The sequence below is a fragment of the Pseudoalteromonas rhizosphaerae genome, from assembly GCF_028885455.1.
GTDB lineage: Bacteria > Pseudomonadota > Gammaproteobacteria > Enterobacterales > Alteromonadaceae > Pseudoalteromonas > Pseudoalteromonas rhizosphaerae.
This window is the reverse complement of sequence record NZ_CP118496.1, coordinates 769,891-792,311: the sequence shown is the minus strand read 5'-3', so window position 1 is coordinate 792,311 and position 22,421 is coordinate 769,891. Positions and strand designations below refer to the sequence as shown.

Annotated in this window: 16 protein-coding genes; 2 read left to right on the top strand and 14 right to left on the bottom strand. The window is 42.2% G+C overall.

Annotated elements, in window-relative coordinates; all coding sequences use genetic code 11:
* Positions 1-96: 96 nt before the first annotated feature.
* From PVK79_RS03505 to prlC, 5 genes are all read right to left on the bottom strand, one after another.
* On the bottom strand, positions 97-570 hold the full coding sequence (locus PVK79_RS03505) for a peroxiredoxin (RefSeq protein ID WP_145238704.1): 474 nt from the start codon (positions 568-570) through the stop codon (positions 97-99).
* A gap of 105 nt (positions 571-675) precedes the next feature.
* Complete coding sequence (locus PVK79_RS03500) at positions 676-2,601, bottom strand: methyl-accepting chemotaxis protein (protein ID WP_257325310.1); 1,926 nt, start codon at positions 2,599-2,601, stop codon at positions 676-678.
* A 121-nt stretch (positions 2,602-2,722) separates the two neighbouring features.
* Positions 2,723-3,478 carry a class I SAM-dependent methyltransferase gene (locus tag PVK79_RS03495; RefSeq protein WP_145238699.1) on the bottom strand — a complete coding sequence of 252 codons (756 nt, stop codon included), beginning with the start codon at positions 3,476-3,478 and terminating at the stop codon, positions 2,723-2,725.
* A gap of 57 nt (positions 3,479-3,535) precedes the next feature.
* Complete coding sequence (locus PVK79_RS03490) at positions 3,536-4,717, bottom strand: response regulator (protein WP_182759952.1); 1,182 nt, start codon at positions 4,715-4,717, stop codon at positions 3,536-3,538.
* Positions 4,718-4,843: 126 nt separating this feature from the next.
* The gene (prlC, locus tag PVK79_RS03485; RefSeq protein ID WP_145238693.1) at positions 4,844-6,895 is read right to left on the bottom strand and encodes an oligopeptidase A; all 2,052 of its coding nucleotides are present in this window, start codon (positions 6,893-6,895) and stop codon (positions 4,844-4,846) included.
* A 131-nt stretch (positions 6,896-7,026) separates the two neighbouring features.
* Here prlC and gorA point away from each other — a divergent pair, with 131 nt between their 5' ends.
* Together gorA and PVK79_RS03475 are read left to right on the top strand one after the other, a co-directional pair.
* A complete protein-coding gene (gene gorA, locus PVK79_RS03480; RefSeq protein WP_149982657.1) occupies positions 7,027-8,388 on the top strand; it encodes a glutathione-disulfide reductase in 1,362 nt (453 codons plus the stop codon).
* Positions 8,389-8,666: 278 nt separating this feature from the next.
* Complete coding sequence (locus PVK79_RS03475; RefSeq protein WP_149982654.1) at positions 8,667-9,494, top strand: mechanosensitive ion channel family protein; 828 nt, start codon at positions 8,667-8,669, stop codon at positions 9,492-9,494.
* 93 nt (positions 9,495-9,587) lie between these two features.
* Here the strand turns inward: PVK79_RS03475 and tldD are convergent, their stop codons facing one another.
* The 9 genes from tldD to PVK79_RS03430 form a co-directional block, all read right to left on the bottom strand.
* Positions 9,588-11,027 (bottom strand): metalloprotease TldD, encoded by a 1,440-nt coding sequence (gene tldD, locus PVK79_RS03470; RefSeq protein WP_149982653.1) that lies wholly within the window; start codon positions 11,025-11,027, stop codon positions 9,588-9,590.
* Complete coding sequence (locus PVK79_RS03465; protein ID WP_182759987.1) at positions 11,024-11,833, bottom strand: carbon-nitrogen hydrolase family protein; 810 nt, start codon at positions 11,831-11,833, stop codon at positions 11,024-11,026. Before PVK79_RS03465 ends, tldD begins: the two co-directional genes overlap by 4 nt.
* Positions 11,834-11,853: 20 nt before the next feature.
* Positions 11,854-15,699 carry a YhdP family protein gene (locus tag PVK79_RS03460; RefSeq protein ID WP_257325309.1) on the bottom strand — a complete coding sequence of 1,282 codons (3,846 nt, stop codon included), beginning with the start codon at positions 15,697-15,699 and terminating at the stop codon, positions 11,854-11,856.
* The gene (gene rng / locus PVK79_RS03455) at positions 15,699-17,171 is read right to left on the bottom strand and encodes a ribonuclease G (protein WP_149982651.1); all 1,473 of its coding nucleotides are present in this window, start codon (positions 17,169-17,171) and stop codon (positions 15,699-15,701) included. Before rng ends, PVK79_RS03460 begins: the two co-directional genes overlap by 1 nt.
* Before the next feature lies 1 nt (position 17,172).
* Entirely contained in the window at positions 17,173-17,742 is a 570-nt protein-coding gene (locus tag PVK79_RS03450; RefSeq protein WP_149982650.1) for a Maf family protein, read from the bottom strand.
* Positions 17,742-18,221 (bottom strand): rod shape-determining protein MreD, encoded by a 480-nt coding sequence (gene mreD / locus PVK79_RS03445; protein ID WP_145238590.1) that lies wholly within the window; start codon positions 18,219-18,221, stop codon positions 17,742-17,744. Before mreD ends, PVK79_RS03450 begins: the two co-directional genes overlap by 1 nt.
* Entirely contained in the window at positions 18,214-19,056 is an 843-nt protein-coding gene (mreC, locus tag PVK79_RS03440; protein WP_182717725.1) for a rod shape-determining protein MreC, read from the bottom strand. The genes mreD and mreC overlap by 8 nt, the downstream gene beginning before the upstream one ends.
* Entirely contained in the window at positions 19,056-20,099 is a 1,044-nt protein-coding gene (locus PVK79_RS03435) for a rod shape-determining protein (protein ID WP_145238587.1), read from the bottom strand. The genes mreC and PVK79_RS03435 overlap by 1 nt, the downstream gene beginning before the upstream one ends.
* Before the next feature lie 138 nt (positions 20,100-20,237).
* Complete coding sequence (locus tag PVK79_RS03430; protein WP_145238584.1) at positions 20,238-22,256, bottom strand: SUMF1/EgtB/PvdO family nonheme iron enzyme; 2,019 nt, start codon at positions 22,254-22,256, stop codon at positions 20,238-20,240.
* Positions 22,257-22,421 lie beyond the last annotated feature (165 nt).

The window sequence follows — 22,421 nt, the reverse complement described above, 5'->3', positions numbered from 1 at the left end:
CATAGGGTTTGTATTAAACCCTATGCCTATAAATGCTATTTGCCAGTTCCCTGGGTAACTTTGGCCGAATGAAAGTTCGGCTTTTTTAGCTCTTTTTTAAAGCTTTTCAAGTACCGCTTCTGCGCGACTTACTGCAAACTCTTTATCTTGTTCAACAAATAAACCTGTGACTTGCTGATCTTCAACAATCATTGCATAACGCGTTGAGCGTACACCACCAAATGCAGCAGTGTCTTTATCTAAACCAAGTGCTTTGGTAAAGCTAGCATCGCCATCGGCAAGCATCTCGATTGCTTGAGCATTATGTTGCTCACCCCATGCTTTCATTACAAACGCATCGTTTACTGATACACAGTAAATAGCGTCAACGCCTTTGGCTTTAATTTTATCTGCTAGAGTAATAAATTCAGGTAAATGTGCATTTGAACACGTAGGTGTAAACGCGCCTGGCACTGCAAATAACACCACTTTTTTACCTGCAAAAAGTGTTTCATTGGTAAGTGTTTGCATACCGTCGTCAGTAAGCTGTGTAAGACTAACGGCTGGTAATGTTTGACCTTGAGAAATCATGATATTTCCTTTTAAAGTGATGGGTTTTGAACAACACCAAAATAGCACAAAAGCGCAACCAACCCTAACATCGAGTTGCGAGTAATTGTGCCTTTGAAAGCAAAGTTACAATCCTAAACTACTGCGAATAGTATGCATTTGCTGCTGTAAACGCTGATGAATATCAGCCACTAATAAACTGGATTCACTCACCTGCCCTTTCATACTTTGCATTGACTGGCTGAAGTTCTCTAACAATGAGTTTTGCTGCTTTGCCAACTCCATGGCATCAAAAGCGACTTTATTAGCATCCTGTGCATTATGAGCTACCCCTTCGGAGTTTCGTTTCAGCTCTTGGGCATTATCGGTTTGCAATTGAGCATCATCAGCTAATGCTGATATTTGCGTTGACACCATAGTTGAGTTTTCACTCAATAGATTGAGCTGGTTATGAATATCACTCAGCGAACCTTGTGTTTGCCGAGCTAACTTGCGCACTTCATCTGCAACCACAGCAAAACCACGGCCATGTTCACCTGCGCGCGCTGATTCGATCGCAGCATTGAGTGCCAGCAAATTAGTTTGATCTGCAATATTGCGGATCACTTCAATAACTTTCCCTACATCTTGTACACCACTGAGTAACTCTTGCAGGCTATGTAAACCTTGCTCCACCCGCTGTTGTGTATTTGAGCTAGCACTGAGCATGTTTTGGGCAAACCCTAAACTTTGCTCCATTGCTGAAAACGTATGCTTGGCGTTATCTGCCACTTTGCCGTTTATATCGTTTACTTGCTCACCAATATGTTGAATATCAGCCAATAATTCTTGATTTTGTTCAACTTGATGATGACTGGCATCTGTTTGCTGACTTATCGTATGTAGATGCTCGCTCATTTCTTGCATAAAATCGTTAATCACCTTGAGCATTTGTGCACGCTCTTCAGCCTCTAACCGTTGACGCTCAATTAACTGGTTAAAGTAACTAGCTATTTCACCAACTTCTGTTTTTGAGTTACTACTTTCAATATTTTTTAATTCGTTACTTTCGATTAAAAATGCAAAGCCATCACGTAATTGACGAAGCGGGGTTAATACTTGATTTCGCTGTACAAAGTAAACACCAACAGCCAATACAACCAACATGCCAATGGCAATACAAAACACTACAAATACTCGCTGCTTTAACGTACCTTGCTGAATTTTAAGTTGCTGCTCAGCATTTATCACCGTGTCAGAAAGTGTACTGATCTGTTTGCGCAGAGCCTGTATGCCTGTTTGACGCTGCTGAGCTTGTGCAATGGTGTTCTCTAAATCACGTGGGTAGCGGTTCGGCCAGCTTCTTAGCTCAGCCTTAATTTCACCTGCTAAATCTTCGGCTTCTTCATCTATAAACAAACTATCTTCATCAACTTCACTCATAACGCCCAAGTTTTCAAGCTCGTCAATCTGCTTTGCTAAACGGTTTAAGTTAGCAATACTTTGTTGTAAGTTGGTTTGTGTGTCTTGATCAAAACTAAGCATTAGCTGATAAGTAAACAACGACAAATTTGTCACTTCGCGGTAGTAATCACTGGCAAGCTGATAATAAGCCTGAGCGTTAGTATTTTGTTGCCCTGCTTTGTTAGCATAACCAATTAAAGAAGAAGCTGAGCCCGCCATTTGCCTAAGTGCATTATCAAGTAATGCTGTTTCATTACCTGACAGTTTACCTAAAGCACGATACTTACCTTTTATATCAGTATCGAGTTGGCTTAATTGCAGATCTAACTGTTGTTTTAAATCAATTGGTAAAATAGCAAGTTGGGTGCCTTTTACTTGGCTAATTAAATCCGACGCTTTCCCTAAATACTGACTATCGCCCTGTGCTAAGTAATCTTCTAGTAAGCCTTTTAAATCAACGAGTATTTTATTTTTTAATTGATTATAAGATTGGTCTTGTTGTTCGAGTTTAACTAAGGTTTGACTTGCCCAGTACAAGGTTCCGCCTAACAGCAGGCTAGCCAATGCCAGCAAAATAGCCAGCAACCGAGTGAATGATGACACGCGCATGAAATTAAATTCCTTTGGGTAACTGCGCGTACACTATTAACTATTTATGACAGTTTAATGAAAATCGATATGAAACTCTTATAACTTTATGGGAACAAAAATAAAAAATACGAATAAAGCCTCACACCATGGCGGCTTTGACATACACATCAAAGCGATTCTTTTTGGTTTTAATCTGCATGCTAGGCGTCTGATTATTTAAAAATGGTGCGTAATCAGGCCGCTTAACAACCACTCGCTTACTAGCCAGTGGGTAGGCAAATGCGAGTAAGTCATCAGCATCATTATCTGCGCCAACCAAGTCTTGAAACACCCGCATTTCTTTTTTAACCAGTGCTGACTTTTCACGGTGTGGAAACATTGGATCCAAATAAACTACATCTGGCATACTTTCGCATTGCGCGAGTAAGGTATGACTTGAGCCAAACACTAGGCTCATGTTTTGCTTCATCCACGGACCAATTTCATTATCGCTATAAGCACGTTGCAAACCATCATAAAGTAATGCTGCAACAACCGGATGGCGCTCATGTAAAATCACTTTACAACCCAGTGATGCTAACACAAAACCATCACGGCCAAGCCCTGCGGTCGCATCGAGCACAACCGGCGTTGCCCCTTTATTTAAACCCACCGCTTTAGCAATTGATTGCCCTTTACCGCCACCGAATTTACGCCGATGAGCAACAGCCCCAGTTACAAAGTCAACGCTAATAGCGCCAAGTTTTGGTTCATCGGTTTTTCGTAAGCTTAAGCCTTGATCATCATAATGAAGTGAAAAGCCTTCGCTTTGTGCCGCCCACTCAGCGAGCCCAAAACGCAGCTCAATTTCATTAAGATAAGGACGTACTTCTTTAAAAGGACACTGTATAACCAAAATAAACTCCGACCATGAATAGCTTGCGAAGTATATCAATTGCTTAACGCTATAGCACTAAAATAGCTCAATATCAGTTTGCGAAGTAACGTCTTGAGAGTGCTCTGACGCGGCTGTGTTGCTCAAGCTTTCTATCAATTCGCTGCGCGATTCAATAATGTGATTGAGCTGATGCTTAATAAAAGCCAAGTCATCATTCAAGATAGTTAACTGTAATTGTGTTTGCTCTAATTGCTCAACCTGCAATGCCAACGCTTGGTTCGCAGCAAAAGCGGGATCTTGCTGCATAAGTGCACGTAATTCAGATAATTGAGTTGTCAATTTAGCTACGGCTTCTTCACGCGCCTCGCTACTGACAAATAATTGCGAAGAAAGCTCATTGAAAGCATTACCAACCGCATGCGCTTGGGCTAGCGCCATTTCCTTTACTTCCATATCTTGAATTTTGGCATTGGTCACCTCCAAAATATGCGGGAATAAATCTTTATAGCGACCATACAGCACAACATCATCTAAAGGCATATTTTTAATTAAAATAGACACTTTAGGATAATTAACAATAGTACGACTACTAAAATCAACAAAGCGATTAGAGTAACGGTGCTTTTCTAATAACTCTTGCTCTAACGGACAAACACCACCGTCATCAGTACACACAACTCCTACATCTTGATACCAAAATGCCACAACCACATCGAGATTCAGCGGTCGGAAGAATTCAAAAAAATAGGCCGATAATGATTGCACATCATGGGCGTGATAGGTTTGCCCAACATAACGCATTATGCGCCCCATATCGCCGGAGTCAGTCATGGCGATTTCAGCAGTGCTCTGCGCGCGCGCAACATCATTTTTTAACTTAATAGAATGCTGACGATATTGATACAACACCCGAATACGCGCCATTAATTCTTCTGCATTAAAGGGCTTTACAATGTAATCGGCAGCACCGGCATTATAACCTTTAACACGTTCTGGTAATTCGCTTTTACCCGACAAAAACATCACTGGGGTATCTTTGGTTTGCTCATTACTTTTCAGCTCACGACACACTTCGTAGCCTGTTTTACCCGGCATTTCAACATCCAATAAAATAATGTCAGGGCTATATTTATAAGCTTGCCTTAAACCTTCTTCGCCATTTTTAGCATGAATTAACTGACAAAACCCCGCTAATGATTCCTCTATTACACGATGAACATATTTATCATCATCAATCGCCAGTACCAGTTTTGTCATGCCCAATTCCTTTTTATTAATTACTTAAAAAAGCATAGTACGGAGCCCTGATTTTGCGACAATTTATTACTCTAAATAGTAAAAAAGCGCCAAACGGCGCTTTTCAAGATTAAATATACGTAGTGCTTAAGCTGCAATACCACTGTGGCGCAATAGTGCATCGACACTTGGCTCACGACCACGGAAGTTTTTAAACAACTCCATTGGCTCTTCACTGCCGCCTTTTTCTAAAATATGCTGCATAAAGGCTTGCCCAGTTTCTGGGTTAAAAATACCTTCTTCTTCAAATTTGGAAAACGCATCAGCTGAGAGCACTTCGGCCCATTTATACGAATAATAACCTGCGCTATAACCACCAGCAAAGATATGGCTAAAACCATGTTGAAAACGGTTAAACTCTGGTGCTTTAACAACTGATGTATGGCTACGTACTTCATCTAAACGCGCTTGAATTTGGCATTCTTCACCCGCTTGATAATCGTTGTGAATTCTAAAATCAAATAACGAGAACTCGATTTGACGCAGCATTTGCATGCCTGAGTTATAGTTTTTAGCTGCTAGTAGTTTATCCAATAACTCTTTAGGCAATGACTCGCCCGTTTCATAGTGACCTGAAATAAAGTTAAGTGCTTCTTCTTCATAACACCAGTTTTCTAAAAACTGACTTGGCAGCTCAACGGCATCCCATGCAACACCATTAATACCCGCAACTGGCGCGGCATCAACTTGGGTTAGCATATGGTGAATACCATGGCCAAACTCATGGAATAAAGTGGTGACTTCATTATGAGTAAACAGTGCAGGCTTATCGCCTACCGCTTTATTAAAGTTACACACTAAATACGCTACAGGCGTTTGTAACTCGCCATTGGCGCGTACTTTGCGACCCATGCAGTCATCCATCCACGCGCCACCGCGTTTGTGATCACGCGCGTATAAATCAAGATAAAAACGGCCACGCAGGGTATTGCTACTGTCGTAAATTTCAAAAAAGCGTACATCTTTATGGTAACTATCAATGTCTTTTAACTCTTTAACACTAATACCAAATAAACGATTTACTGTTTCAAACAAGCCGCTTAGTACTTTATCTGCGGGGAAATACGGGCGCAGTACTTCGTCTGATATTGCGTATTTCTCTTGCTTAAGCTTTTCACCGTAATAACCATAATCCCACGCAGCGAGTTGCTCAATGCCATGTTTTTCTTTGGCGTAAGCTTGCAGCTCAGCGAGCTCTTGCTCAGCTTGTGGTTTAGATTTAGCGGCTAAGTCTTCTAAAAATGAGAATACTTGCTCTGGCGTTTCAGCCATTTTAGTGGCTAATGATTTTTCAGCATAACTGGCAAAACCTAATAGTTGCGCAATTTCATGACGCAGCGCGAGTTCTTCACTCATGATCTCAGAGTTATCAAACTGACCAGCGTGTGGGCCTTGATCAGATGCGCGTGTTGCAAATGCCGTATACGTCTCTTCGCGTAATTCACGGTTATCAGCATAAGTCATGATCGGTAAGTAAGACGGGAAATCAAGGGTAAATACCCAGCCGTCCAATTCTTTGCTTGCTGCTGTATCTGCCGCTAACGCTAACGCCGACTCAGGTAAACCTGCGAGTTCGCTTTCATCAGTAATGTGCTTTTGCCAAGCCAATGTGGCATCCATCACGTTATTGCCAAATTTAGCCGCAAGTTCTGATAAACGTGCGCTGATCTCGCCGTAGCGCTTTTGCTGCTCAGGCGCCAAGGCGATGCCCGATAATTCAAAGCTACGCAATGCATTAGTAATAGTTTTTTGTTCAGCCGTACTTAACGTTTTAAACTCATCGCTGTTGTGCAGTGCGTTGTAGGCTTCATACAACCCTTGGTGTTGACCAACAAAGGTTGAATACTCTGAGATAAGTGGTAAACATTGTTCGTACGCTTCACGTAATTCATCGCTATTAACTACGGAGTTCATATGCGATACCGGAGAAAACATTCGCGATAATTTATCGTCAACTTCTTCAAGAGGTAACACTAAGTCCTGCCAAGTGAATGATTTATTAGCCAGCACTTCGTCTATTTTAGCGCGGCATTCGCTAATACCCGCTTTTAGCGCCGGCACAACATGCTCTGGCTTAATTTTTGAAAACGGTGGTAAGCCTTCAAGGCCTATTAGTGGGTTATTTTGTAAATCGCTCATGTTAGCTCTCAAATCGTTTCGAATATGATTTTTAAGTTGGGGCGTACGTCTCGAAATACAAGGGGCTTTTAACGGGTCTGCCATGTGTTATTATCAGAGAAATACGTTTTATATAAACTTGAGGACTAAAGATGGCTCAGCATTTTGATTACATTGCGATTGGCGGCGGCAGCGGCGGGATAGCGTCAGCTAACCGTGCAGCAATGCGTGGCGCGAAAGTGGCACTAATTGAAGCAAAACATATGGGTGGAACCTGTGTAAATGTAGGTTGTGTACCAAAAAAAGTAATGTGGCATGGCGCTCAAGTTGCTGAAGCAATTAACTTATACGCCCCTGATTACGGCTTTAATGTTGAAGTAAAAGAATTCAACTGGAGTAAACTAGTAGAAAGCCGTGAAGCCTATATTGGCCGCATTCATAAAGGTTACGATAATGGCCTTGCTAAAAACGGCGTAACAGTTATTAAAGGCTTCGCTAAATTTGTTGACAGTAAAACAATCGAAGTAGACGGCGAGCACTACACCGCCGATCATATTTTAGTGGCCGTAGGCGGTCGCCCTAGCATTCCAAATATCCCAGGTGCTGAACACGGCATCGATTCAAATGGCTTTTTTGAGCTGAATGAACAACCAAAACGCGTTGCAGTTGTTGGTGCCGGTTATATCGCGGTAGAGATTGCCGGTGTACTACATAGCCTAGGTACAGAAACCCATTTATTTGTTCGTAAAAATAAACCATTGCGCACCTTTGACCCATACATCATCGACACCCTTGTTGATATTATGGCCAAAGAAGGCCCGACGCTGCATACCGAATGCTCACCAAAAGAAGTAGTTAAAGAAAGCGATGGCAGCTTAACTATCCACTTTGAAAATGGCTACAGTCAAAATGTTGATCAAGTCATTTGGGCCATTGGCCGTACACCGACGACTGATAAGATTAACCTAGTCGCAGCGGGTGTTGAAGTAAACGAAGGCGGTTACGTTAAGGTAGACGAGTACCAAAATACCACGGCTAAAAATGTTTATGCTGTGGGTGATATCATCGAAGGCGGTATAGAGCTTACCCCTGTTGCAGTAAAAGCAGGCCGTACTTTATCAGAGCGTTTGTTCAATAAAGACCTGCCAGATGATTTAAAAATGGATTACAGCTTAGTTCCTACCGTGGTATTTAGCCACCCGCCAATTGGTACCATTGGTTTAACTGAGCAAGAAGCAATTTCGCAGTACGGCAACGAGAACGTAAAAGTGTATAAATCAAGCTTTGCTGCTATGTACACTGCGGTTACTCAGCATCGCCAAGCATGTAACATGATGCTAGTGTGCGCAGGCCCTGACGAGAAAGTTGTAGGCTTACACGGCTTAGGTTTTGCTGTTGATGAAATGATCCAAGGCTTTGCAGTAGCTATGAAAATGGGCGCAACCAAAGCAGATTTTGATGCCGTTGTTGCACTGCACCCAACTGGCTCAGAAGAGTTTGTTACTATGCGCTAGCTAAAGGCTCAAGGCTCAAGGCTCAAGGCTCAAGGCTCAAGGCTCAAGGCTCAAGGCTCAAGGCTCAAGGCTCAAGGCTCAAGGCTCAAGGCTCAAGGCTCAAGGCTCAAAAAGATAAAAACTTGCAGTTAACGCTGCAAGGTTTTTTTTATCGCTGTATCCCTTCTCAATTGATCGCCCTAGCCCCTTTATTACTGTTCTACCGTGGTTAAATCTGCAAAATTTAGTTAGTATGGTCGCGTGTTATTTTTTATTAACGCTCCATCAATTAGGAATTTATGAACAAAGATTTACTGCTCCATCCGGTACTTATTTCACTAGCAATGATCACTATTGCGTTTACTCTTAAGGCGCTGGTTGACAGATTTGCGCGCCATAAAGCAGAAAAAAAAGAAAAAGATATTCGCTATATTTCGCACAATATTAAGCACTCTATTAACCTAGCAACGGTGCTATTACTGCTATTTGTATGGTCTACTGAAATCCAGAATTTTGCGCTGTCGATCGCGGCATTTGCAGTGGCTATTGTATTTGCGACCAGAGAGTTTATTCAATGTATAATTGGCTTTTTCTATTTAGTCACTACCCGTCCGTTTCGGGTTGGCGACTGGGTGCAGGTTGGTGAATATTATGGTGAAATAGCAGAAACTGATTGGATCAAAACCACCATGCATGAAATTGACATGCACACCTATCAGTTTTCTCGCAAAACTATTTATATTCCGAATAATAAACTGATCACTAACCCGATTAAAAACTTAAACTTTGTAAAACGTTTTACCACTCATCACTTTAGTATTGTGCGTAAAGAAAGTTTTAATCCGTATCCAATTTACGAAACTCTAACCACGAAAGCGAAGCAATATTGTGAAGAGTTTCAAGATGTAGCTGGTCGTTATAATTCGATTATCGAAAGAAAATTAGATGCAAAAATTTCTGGCCCTGAGCCTGAAATACACTTTAGTACCACAGAGTTGGGCGAGTTTAAAGCCAGCTTTACGCTATTTTGCCCAACTGACAAGGCGCTAGAAATAGAGCATAAGCTAACCGCTTTTTTTATGGAGCTTTGGTATAACGAAGCTGCAAAAAGTGAGTTAAAAAACTAAGTTTAAGCACTTAGTTATCAATCAATAAAGAAAAAGCTTAGCTCCATCAGGGGCTAAGCTTTTTTCTTTACAGCTCAATAGCAGTTACAAAAATTAAGCGGTGCCACCCACTGTTAAGTTATCTATTTTCAAGCTTGGCTGGCCAACGCCAACAGGGACGCTTTGACCGTCTTTACCGCACACACCCACACCTTTATCCAGCGCAAGATCGTTACCAACCATAGATATTTGCTGCATAACTTCAGGGCCGTTACCAATTAATGTGGCGCCTTTGATTGGCCGAGTAATTTTGCCGTTTTCAATTAAGTAGGCTTCTGAGGCACTAAATACAAACTTGCCTGAAGTGATATCTACTTGGCCGCCACCAAAGTTTGGGGCGAAGATACCTTTTTTAACTGTGCTAATAATATCGGCTTGGCTGTGCTCGCCGCCTAACATATAAGTATTGGTCATACGCGGCATAGGTAAATGCGCGTATGACTCACGGCGCGCATTACCAGTTGGGTTAACGCCCATCAAACGCGCATTCATTTTATCTTGCATGTAGCCTTTTAAAATACCGTTTTCGATAAGTACGTTGTACGCTGCAGGCGTACCTTCGTCATCCACATTAAGTGAACCACGGCGATCGGCAATGGTGCCGTCATCAACTACAGTACACAGCTCTGATGCGACTTTTTGGCCCACTTTACCGCTAAATGCCGAGGCTCCTTTACGGTTAAAGTCGCCTTCTAGGCCATGACCTACGGCTTCATGCAGTAAGACTCCTGGCCAACCTGCGCCAAGTACCACTTCCATCGTGCCCGCTGGAGCGTCAATAGCTTCAAGGTTTACTTTTGCTTGGCGTACGGCTTCTTCTGCGTATTCCATCCAACGGGGTTTACCATCCACCAGTTCTTTAAAGTAACCATAATCTAAACGTGCGCCACCACCTGCGCCACCGCGTTCACGGCGGCCGTCTTTTTCAAGTAATACCGAGCAATTTAAACGGATCAATGGGCGGATATCGGTGGCAAATGTACCATCGCTGGCCGCAATCAATACTTCTTCATACACCGCAGACATAGAACTAATAACTTGCTCTGCGTCAGGAGCAAGCTCACGAATATAATTTTCAAGCTCACGTAATAAATTTACTTTGTCGGTATCACTCATGCTTTGAATCGGCTGCAGTGGTGCAAACTGCTGTTTTGCTGCTACATCACTAAATACCTGAATGGCTTTACTTTCACCTGCTTCGGCAATACTGCGCGCAGCGGTTGCGGCTTTGTTAAGTGCTTCTAAATTAATTGCATCAGAGTACGAAAAACCGGTTTTTTCGCCACTAACTGCGCGTACGCCGACGCCGCGTTCAACGTTGTACGATCCTTCTTTTACTAAGCCATCTTCAAGCACCCATGATTCATGGTGGCTAGATTGAAAGTAAAGATCCGCGTAATCAACTTTATGCTGATGAATAAAACCAAGCGTTTTTTCGAGTTCTTCTCGATTTAGCTGGCTGTCGTGTAATAAATGCTGTTCAACCGTGTTCATAATAAATGCTCTCTAAATCGTTGGTGAGATTGCACTGGCATATCTCGACGAATGGCGTGTAAGCGGTTTAGATCTGGCTGACAACCAATAAACCCAATGCCATTTGCAAGCTCGCTGAGGACGTCGCCCCAAGGAGAAATAATAATACTGTGGCCGTATGTCGCGCGACCATTTTCGTGTTGCCCTACTTGCGCAGCAGCAATCACATAACTTTGCGTCTCTATCGCTCTGGCCGTTAATAACGGTTGCCAATGAGCTGCACCTGTTATGGTAGTAAATGCGCTAGGCACTAAAATAACCTCTGCCCCGGCTCGTTGCAAAGCACTAAATAAGCCACTAAAGCGTAGATCATAACATACTGTAAGACCTATTTTACCAAACGGTGAATCGACCACCACAATGTCACTGCCCGCTTCGGTGAAGTTAGACTCGCGATACGCACCAGTCCCATCAGCAACATCAACGTCAAATAAATGCATTTTATTGTACTGGGCCAGCACTTCACCTTGCTCATTGAACAGCAAAGACGCTGCAAAATATTTGTCATGCTCTGTGGCAATCGGCACAGTACCTGCAGCTAGCCAAATATCATGTTGGCGACATAACTCACTTAATTGTTGTTGATAAACATCACTTTGCTTTGCTACAACAAGTGTTTCATGACCGCTATTAGCAAACACTAAGAAGCTTTCAGGTAAACACACCAGTAACGGCCGAGTTGCAGGAAGCGTGGTTAACTGTTGCCTAAGTTGATTCATGTTGCCATCAGCACACAGCCCGGAGCACATTTGTAGAGCGACTATCATAGCTTGCATCGTTTAAGGCCTTATTGGGTGACTGTAACAGCGGCATCTTTGAGTATTAACTCACTGGAGGCGGCGGCTTGAGGTTGGTTTTGTGCAGCTTGCGGAAGAGTCACTTCACGACTTTTACGATCTACTTCTTTCACTACAGGATCAGTCATGCTGCCAGTCACTTTAAAATTAATCTCAGAAATAACGCGCGCAGAGTGGAGTACTTTATCTATCGCCAATGCTGCAAGCCCAGTTACCGGATTGACCATCCACGCGACAATCACCGGAATACTTGAGGTCACTTGTGGTGCAACCGCTAAATCGTAATCAATTTCCATGGTATTGAGGTTAGTATGGCCTTTAACCGTCAGATCAGCAGGCACTCCATCCATTTTCGTATCTTGCGTGTAAGCGATGCCTTTATCTACCTGCATGGTACCTTGCAGACTGTTATAAAAAAAACCTTTCGAAAATACATCTCTAAAATCGAGTTTTAACTTACGCACTAATGAATCCAGGCTCAGCAACGAAAATACCCGTGCGCCGCCATCGCTTACCTCAGCTAAATGCCCTTCGCCTAAACGCCAATCTAAATTACCGTTGAGGCTGGCAATATCAAATAAATAAGGCGCATCTTGCCACGCAAGCGTAAATTTAATATCTGCGGGTGAATCTTTAACTGTGGTGGTTATATCAAATTCATCAAATAGTTCACCGATGTCATCACTTTGCATATTACCGCTAAATTGACTTATGCCATCTTGCCAATGCCCTTTAGCACGTAACACATGCTCGCCTTTATCAACCACCAGCTCAGATATGGTGAGCTTATGACCATCGCCATAAAGCGATGCGCTGACTTTATCTAATTGATAGCTTGCCACTTTACAATCAGCACACTCAAATTCAATGGCCGGTATGTCACTCAACCAAGTGTAATCTTGAGGTGTTTCAGATGGCGGTAATTCGTCTGTTGTTGGGGTAAAGTTAACACGTAAATAATCACTGGCAATATGAATCGGCCGACTTGATTTATCTAGCGGAATAAGTACTTGCGAGCGTAATTCTTTGGCGTTTAGCCGTAAGCTCATGTCACTTGGGGTCGGCGCTAAACGCATTTCAAAATCATTAAATGCAATATCACCAATGGTTAATTGCTGAATGTTACCCACCACTTCTTTTAATGGCGGTAGTACGCTCTGCTCAGCTGATTCTATTTGACTGATGGTGATGATCTGCTGGATCAAGCCAAGCCAAGGTAATAGATCTGTTTGCTCTAAATCAATTGCAACACTTAAGTCTTGCTGGTTTAAACCCAGATCATGCTCGCCTAAAATAAACTGTGCATTGGTTAGTTTGCCAACGTTATTCGCTAAGATGCCATTAAAATATAAGTTGTTATTAATATTAGCGGTGATCAAATTAGAAATATTATCACCTTGAATAACAGCCGTTAGCGGCCATACTTGATCGGTACTTTTAGTGTACGGTGCGGGCAGCTCACTACTGAGCCCTTCGAGTTGTGAGCTGACATTAGCGCGATAATCAAAGCCGTCCGTTAAAAAGTTTAGAGCAAGATTAATAGCCACTTCACTTTCACCATGCAAGTAACCTTTTAGTAAGTCTTGACCATGAGAAATTAACGTATCAGCATTTAACTGTACTTTTATATCAACGTCAGCACGATAGTTTGGGCCAATATTTTTACCATTAAAGTTAACTTTCAGCGGCATTCCTAACCAACTTGCGTTAGCATTTTCTAAAGTGATCTGATCATCATTAAAATAGAGCTGACCTGTAACACCTTCAAGCTGAAGCCCAGGTTGTGCTAAATACACTGGCAGATCTTTTAAATTAACCATGCCTTTAGCTGTTACATCTAACTCATTTAAATCAACAAGTAGCTCAATATCAGCGCTGGCAGCGCCGTTACCTTGGATCACCTCAAATACATTTGCTAGTGGCTCAGCAATTGGCGTTGCTTTAAAAAACGGCAGTAATGTTTCCATCTCAGCACGTTTATTAATTTTTACGCTCAGTAAATCTGCGTTCATTAGATCTGCAATACTGACATGCACGGCATCATCGATCGCTAAGTTAACAAGCCGCCCATGCTCAGAGTAAATATCCATACGCTGATTTTCAAAATGTAATTTTGCACTCGCTTGAGTTACTGCAGGCCAATCAGGGGCAAATTGATAATTGGCGTTATCTACCTGCGCTAATACTTCAAACTGTCCTGAATTATCGGCAAACGGAAAGCCCGTTAACGGCCCAGAAAACAGCACTTGTGTTTGCGTAAGTTCACCACCTTTAATAGCCCCAGTTAAGTAATCAACTAAATTTTTAGTCATCACAGGGCGTGGGAAATAATGGCTGGCAACACTGGCATCTGGTGCAAATGCTTCTGCATATAAATCAAGCCGAGGCTGTTCGTCTAAGCTAAGCTTCATTTCGGCTGCAACAGTGACCTCATCATTATCAAGCCACATATTATCACTGCTGATCTGCCAACCTTGCTCACTATTGGCTAAATCAATTTGCATATTCAGTTGGTTATATTTGATTGGCTGGCTAAAAGTATCAGCGGTAAGTAACTCGCTATTTTCGCCAAACAGATTAATACGACCACGATCTTGATTTAACAAACCATCGACAAGTAAGCCCTGCACACCGGGCACACCTTGCTCTGCAAGCCAGCCCAATTGCTGGGCTTCAAACCATAATTGCCATTGCTGTGTTGATGTAAATTGCACATAAGCGCGCTTAACTTGACCACTGGGTTGACGACTTAACAGCGGCTCTAATTCAGCAAAATCACTTAACTGGGCTAACCTTGTAACCAAATCAAAATCGAGTTCTTGCAACCAAATTTGTTGTTGCTTGTTATCCAGCTGTGCTTCAAATTGAAAGTCAGGCCAATGCTGTTGATCGTTTGAGAGCCGCACCCCTGAACTTTTTAACCGCCAACCTTGCTGCCAAGGGTAAAGGCTAAAACCCCCTTCACTTAAACTAAATTGATGACTTTTTGTATCTTGCTGCCAATTAATAAAGCTTGGCAACCATTTAACTGTGACATCTTTGATCAGGCCTTTTTCAATACTCAACCATGATTCTAAGTTAATGTCAGAATTGAGCTGCTCTTTACTAGTATTAATATACTGAGCCAGCCATTTCGACACATCAACATTATTTGCTTGCACATAAATATCACCCAGCATGGTTTCTAGCGTCGATCCGGTTAATGCCAAGCGAGCATCAAATGTACCCACTGAAATCCCGGGCAATGCTAAAGTACCACTAGCTAAGTGTTGTTCGTATTGATTTTGCCAAACGATGTCTTCAAGCATCACCCGACGCTCTTTGCCATCTGCCAATATAAAATTAAGACTACTATTTTCAACCGCAAAATGACCGGTTTTACCTAAGAATAAGCCTTCAATCAGCTCTTTTTGTTCAAAGGTTACCTCACTGCTGTTTGACTGCAACATAGTCGGCATATCAACATCAGCATGGAAACCGTTGATCACAAAGTAGTTAGATTTTAACTGTCGTGTTTTGATGGTTTCCCAGACGTTTAATTCAAGGCTAGCTTTAGCGATAGTCAGTGCGATGGGTGAGCTTTTATTATCTTCAAAGGTGATATCTTCCAAGACAATAGAAGGGCCTTGGCCATGCCAGCTGGCAGAAATAGCCCCAATTGATAAATTAACCGCAAACTTATCATATAGGTAACTTTCAAGGTCACCTTTATAGTCATTGGCATACGGCAGGGTATATTTTAAAACCGAAACAACAACGGCAAGCAGTACCAGCGTTATGGCGAACACTTGCCATAACTTACGGATACAAAAAAAACAGACCGTCTTTGCTTTCATTACATCATAACCACATCAAACTGCTCTTGACTGTAGAGGCTTTCGGTTTGAATGCTCACTTGCTTACCAATAAATAACTCTAGTTCTGCAAGATTATGATACTCGTCATTAAGTAATGCCTCACTTACCGCGGGAGCTGCATAAACCATAAATTTATCAGCCGCGTAAGCACGGTTTACTCGAACAATTTCACGCAGTATTTCATAGCATACGGTTTCAACGGTTTTTTGTGAACCGCGCCCAGAGCAGGCCGGACATACATCACATAAAATATGTTCAAGACTTTCTCGAGTACGTTTGCGGGTCATTTCCACTAAGCCTAATGCCGATAAACCATTAATATTTGATTTAACGCGATCTTTACCCAGTGCAGACTCAAGTGAATGCAATACCCTGCGCTTATGCTCTTCGCTAACCATGTCAATAAAGTCAATAATGATAATACCGCCCAAGTTACGCAACCTAAGCTGACGGGCAATCGCAGAAGTAGCTTCTACGTTGGTGTTAAAAATAGTTTCTTCGAGATTTCGATGGCCAACAAAGGCACCGGTATTAACATCGACCGTGGTCATCGCTTCGGTTTGGTCGATAATTAAATAGCCACCTGACTTTAACGTCACTTTACGATGTAAGGCTTTTTGTATTTCACTTTCAACATCAAACAAATCAAAAATTGGTCGCTCGCCTGGGTAATACTCTAAAGCATCGGAAAGGATTGGTACAAACTCTGCGGTAAAGCTTTTTAGCTCTTCATAGGTTAACTTTGAGTCAACCCGAATACGCTCCATATCTTCCCCTACGTAATCTCGTAGAGTTCGAAATGCTAAGGTTAAATCTTCATGCAAAATACTTTCTTTGCTGGTTTTTTTACGTTTAGTGACGATTTTTTTCCATAGTTTTTTTAAAAACTCGGCATCGTGACGCAACTCAGCTTCGCTGGCACCTTCAGCTGCAGTACGAACTATAAAGCTGCCGTCTTCATCGCCATACTCACCTACAATGCTTTTCAATCGCGCGCGTTCTTCTTCGGTTTCTATACGCTGACTCACACCAACATGGGTGGCATCTGGCATAAACACTAAATAACGAGAAGGGATGGTGATGTCAGTTGTTAAACGTGCGCCTTTAGTACCCAGTGGATCTTTTACCACTTGCACCATAATGTATTGACCTTGGCGCACTAACTCGCGAATATCTTGTACTTTTTTGATTGGTTGCTCGTCAACACCTTCAACAATAGAGGCGCTATTTACAATATCAGACGCGTGTAAAAAAGCTGCTTTATCTAAACCAATATCAACAAACGCAGCTTGCATACCCGGTAACACTCGGCTTATTTTACCTAAATAAATATTACCGACGATACCTAAATTGCCAATACGTTCTAGTTGAATTTCTTGTAATACACCGTTTTCAATCAGGGCAACACGGCTTTCACTCGGGGTGACGTTGATCAGTAATTCTATACTCATGTTACCTACTTAGGAATTCGCTTAATAATTTTTCGCATTCATATAAAGGTAAGCCTACTACCGCAAAATAGCTACCGGAAATATTAGTAACAAAGCGCCCACCGAGTCCTTGTATGCCATAGCCACCGGCTTTGTCTTGTGGTTCACCAGTTTGCCAATATGCTGCTAATTCTTGTTCTGAGAGTGTTTTAAAACTCACTTGCGTGGTTACTACACAACTCATGACCTTGTGTTCAGTGGCAAATGCAATTGCCGTTAACACTTGATGACTGCGCCCAGATAAACGTTTTAGGGTTGCCATAAAGTCAGCTTTATCGCGGGGTTTACCAAGTGACTGATTATCTATGACCACCACGGTATCACTGCCGAGTACTGGGCGATCTGTGTATCCCATAGCAACACCAGTTTGGGCTTTTAGACGCGCTAAACGCTCAACAAGTTCAAGGGGTGTTTCGTCTGCTAGCTGGCTTTCATCAGCATCGACACTAAATTGTGAAAATTCGATACCAAGTTGAGTGAGCAATTCTTTGCGCCGGGGAGAAGCTGACGCTAGATAAATGGCGGTTTGCATTATCTGATCCTGAAATGACGGCGATATTTACGTAGCAATAAGAAAATCCAAGGCCAACTTAACATGCCAGTCACGACTGGCCATAAATACTGCGGGTTGAAATAAACGTCCATTAAAAAGTGATTAAGCCAAAATTGCATTAAGTGATATAGGGTTAAAAATAAGCCCACGAGTATCGCTTGCTGCCAAATTGAAAAATTACGAATTTTTTGAAAGTTACTTGCGGTTACAAAAATACAAATTGAGTAAGTGAGTGAATTAATTCCCAGCGGTGACCCTGTGGCTAAATCAATCAGCAAGCCAACTACCCAAGCCGTACCAATATTTAATCGATGTGGAACAGCTAAAGACCAGTACATTAATACTAATAACACCCAGTCAGGGCGAAAGGGTTCAAACGAAAAAGGCAATGGCATCAAAGCCATGATCAACGCAAAGAAAATACTCACGGTGATCAATAAGAAGTAACGACTATTCATTGCTGATAGTTTCCTGCTGATTACGCCATAAGATCACTAATAAGCGAATACGATCTAACTGAGCTATCGGCTCGGCGTATACTTGAGCAAACGGGCGGCCCTCATCGCGATTAATTTCAGTTACCACAGCAACCGGGTAGCCCTCAGGAAAAGTGCCTCCAAGTCCTGATGTCACTAGCACATCGCCAATTCGTACATCTAAACTATGGGGTACATGAGAGAGTTTAACTAAATTAATTTTACCAATCCCTTCAACCACGGTACGCACATCATTACGTAAAATACGTACTGGTGTGGCATGGGTTGTGTCGGTCATCAGTAACACCCGAGAAGTCGTTGAGCCTACTTTGGTAAGTTGTCCGACGACCCCCATTTCATCAATCACCGCTTGGCCTTCACTGATGCCATCTATCGTGCCACGATTGATCACCACTTGATGGCTATAAGGATTTGAATGAACAGAGAGAACTTGAGCAATAATTTTACGATTTGACTGCTTAGCAGAAGAACCAAGTAACGCGCGTAGCTTTTGATTTTCTTTGTTTAAGAATTGATATTGCTGAAGCTGTTCGCTTTGCAGTAATTGTTTTTTCTTGAGGGCTTCGTTTTCAGTTAATAATTGATCGCGCGTGTGTAAGCTTTTAGCCCCGAGGCTAAATACTTCATAAGGTAAATTGGCTAAATACAATAACGGACTAACTAAGGTGTTTAAACTAGTGCGTACTGTGGTGCCACCTTGCGTATAACGATCGCCTACGATCAACACGATACTCAAAAGCACTGCGACAAAAAGTCGCAGCTGCAAAGAAATGGCACGCCCGAACATTAACTTCATTAGTCGTAACTAAATACATCACCACCATGCATATCAATCATCTCAAGTGCCTTACCGCCGCCACGCGCAACGCACGTTAATGGATCATCAGCAACCACAACAGGAATGCCGGTCTCTTCCATTAATAAACGGTCTAAATCTTTAAGTAATGCACCACCACCTGTTAATACCATGCCTTTGGCTGATATATCTGACGCCAGCTCTGGTGGCGATTGCTCAAGGGCAACCATTACCGCACTAACAATCCCCATTAATGGCTCTTGCAAGGCTTCTAATATTTCATGTGAATTAAGCGTAAATGAACGCGGAACACCTTCGGCAAGGTTACGGCCACGTACTTCAATCTCAATTGGCTCATCTGTTTTAAACGCAGAACCAATTTGATGTTTAATGTTTTCAGCCGTTGCTTCACCAATTAAACTACCAAAATTACGACGTACATAGTTGATAATTGCTTCATCAAACTTATCCCCACCAATACGAACAGATGATGAGTACACCACGCCGTTTAGTGAAATAATTGCAACCTCAGTGGTACCACCGCCGATATCTACAACCATTGAACCTGTTGCTTCTGATACCGGTAAACCTGCACCGATTGCCGCAGCCATTGGCTCTTCAATTAAATAAACTTCACGCGCACCTGCGCCCATAGCCGATTCACGAATTGCGCGTTTTTCTACTTGCGTAGCACCGCACGGTACGCAAATAAGCACACGCGGACTTGGACGTAAAAAGTTATTGTTATGCACTTGTTTAATAAAGTGTTGTAACATTTTTTCAGTTACATAAAAATCAGCAATTACACCGTCTTTCATTGGCCGAATGGCTTTGATATTACCAGGCGTTCGACCAAGCATTTGCTTTGCTTCAGTCCCTACTGAGGCTACACTTTTAGGTCCACCAGCGCGTTCTTGACGGATCGCAACTACTGATGGTTCATTAAGGACAATGCCTTCGTCTTTAACATAAATAAGGGTGTTGGCTGTACCCAAGTCGATCGATAGATCGTTTGAAAAAATACCACGGAGCTTTTTAAACATGAGGCTGGATGACCTTTGAAAAATATTCTTATATTAGCTTATGCAACTTTACCATGCTGAATCAGTTCGGCAATAAAAGTGCAGCTACCTTTGTTAATTGGGTAAAAAAGGAAGCTATGCTTCCTTTTTAAATTAATTTTATCGTTCGCGTACTAGACGAAAACCAATATAGTTTGCACGAAAATCTGGCGCTAAAATCAAACGAGTTGAAGCACGAGCTAAGCTAGGCGCGAAATTCCACGCACCACCACGGACAGTAACATCCGCTTGTTCAGCTGACTTATGAGTCCATTCCCATACATTTCCTACTGTGTCGTAGAGACCAAACGCATTAGGTGCAAACGAGCCTGTTGGCGATGCACTTTTATTTGACCACTCACTACCACACCAACCACAATTGGCTAAATTTTTACCTATCTCATTCCCCCACGGGTATTCAGTTTTAGTACCAGCGCGTGCTGCATACTCCCACTCAACCTCATTAGGTAAACGATATTGTTGACCTGTTTGACCAGACAACCAATCAGCGTATGCTTTCGCATCGTTGTAGGTTAAGCACACTGCTGGAAAATCACTGCCTTGCTCAAAACCTGGATTACGCCAATTTAAATTTGCTTCCCAGACCGGTTCGCCATTTAAATAATAAGCACAGCCACGATTACGCTCAGCTTCAGTTTTATAGTTAGTGTTGCTGACGAACTTTTGATAAGCACCGACTGTCACTTCTTTATTTTGCATCGCAAATGAGTTTGCAATGGTTTTTTCAACAACTGGACGCTCATTTGCAAGTCCATTGCCATTGATATCACCCATTTCAAACTTACCTGCGGGAATAACTACCACGTCAGCGGCAGCATTGCCTATAGCTGCACTAGTTACTGATGTCGTATTACGTTGCTCGCTGGTGTATGTCGGTGCAGCAATCGACTCAGGCTTTTTTACCAACTTAGCATGAATCGTCTGCGGCTTTCGTAAATCAACACGCACGCGATAAGGTTTATAACCCTGCTTGCGAACTTCAACATCATGAATACCACTTGGTAAAGTCGTTGCTAAACGTGTTGAACCAAAACTTACGCCATCAATAAACACTTCGTCGTCGTATACGTTTGAACGCAGTGTAAATTCAATCATTTTATTACTATCAACGACTTGTGTATTAACCGTTGGCATTGGTTTGACTGAATAATCACGTATTGGTTGTTCACTCAAGCGTGACACCGAAACGTTGGCATTATCCTGACCATCACTGAATGTTAACTGACTATCAGTAAAAGTAGTGTCATACCGAGTTTGATAGGTTGCCGTTAGCGGCGTGCCGTACTCTGAACAATAGCGATTATCAACACTCAATAAATTACATAAGCGGCTGCTATTCACATCACCGCGCATAGTGACGCTTAAGTTAACGTTATAATTGCCTTGACCGCTAAAAGCACTATTAACTACATGACTACTTAAAACCTGTACTTGTGCACCAGCCATATTACGTTTGGGTTCAACTAGGCGCTCTTCAGTTAAGTTAGCAAAAATTTGGTCTACAAAACGCTTGGTTGCTTTTTGTAAGCCCATTTGCTGGCCTCGTTGCTCACAGGCTGCCAATGTTTCTGTTCGTTTACAGTTGATAGTGTGATTAACTTCTAGCGTCCCTTCGCGGGTAAACTCATTGCGTAAGCGCTCAACTCGGGCTGTTGTTAATTGTTCTTTTAAGCTTTCGAGTGTATTTAACTGAGTATGTTTTGCTACGCGAATTTGTTCAATGTCTTTGCGGTGGGATGCAATTGCCGCCAACTGCATCGCGATATCGTCTTTATTTTGCTTATGATCAACCACAGCTTGCTGATATCGCGCCTGTGCAGCACTTATATCAATAGTGGGATCATCAATTAAACGACGATACATTTCATTCATGGCATCAAGTGCTTGATTTTTTTCTTTGTCCAGCTCAGTCGAACGAGTGCGTAATAAATCAAGTTGACTTTGTAACTGACTTTCTTCTTTTAAATGTTTTTCAAGTATCTGTGTAGCGTTATCGTATTCAGCTTGTTTAATACTGATCTCAGATTCAATTCCAGTAACTGTGGCTGTATCTTGTGCAAATGCACTCGATGCAAACAAACTAGCTGAAATTAACAGAGATAAAGGAGCAATTCGCATATATTCCATTCCCAAAAAGCGGCAATTATTTGGTCATTATTTATTTTTTATAATTAAACTCTTATGCTATGTACTTGCAAGGCAAAACACAAGCTTTGTTCAAAAATTATCTGAGTTTACAACTATTACCGTACTTCATGCCAGTAAATTACCATCACATAGTAT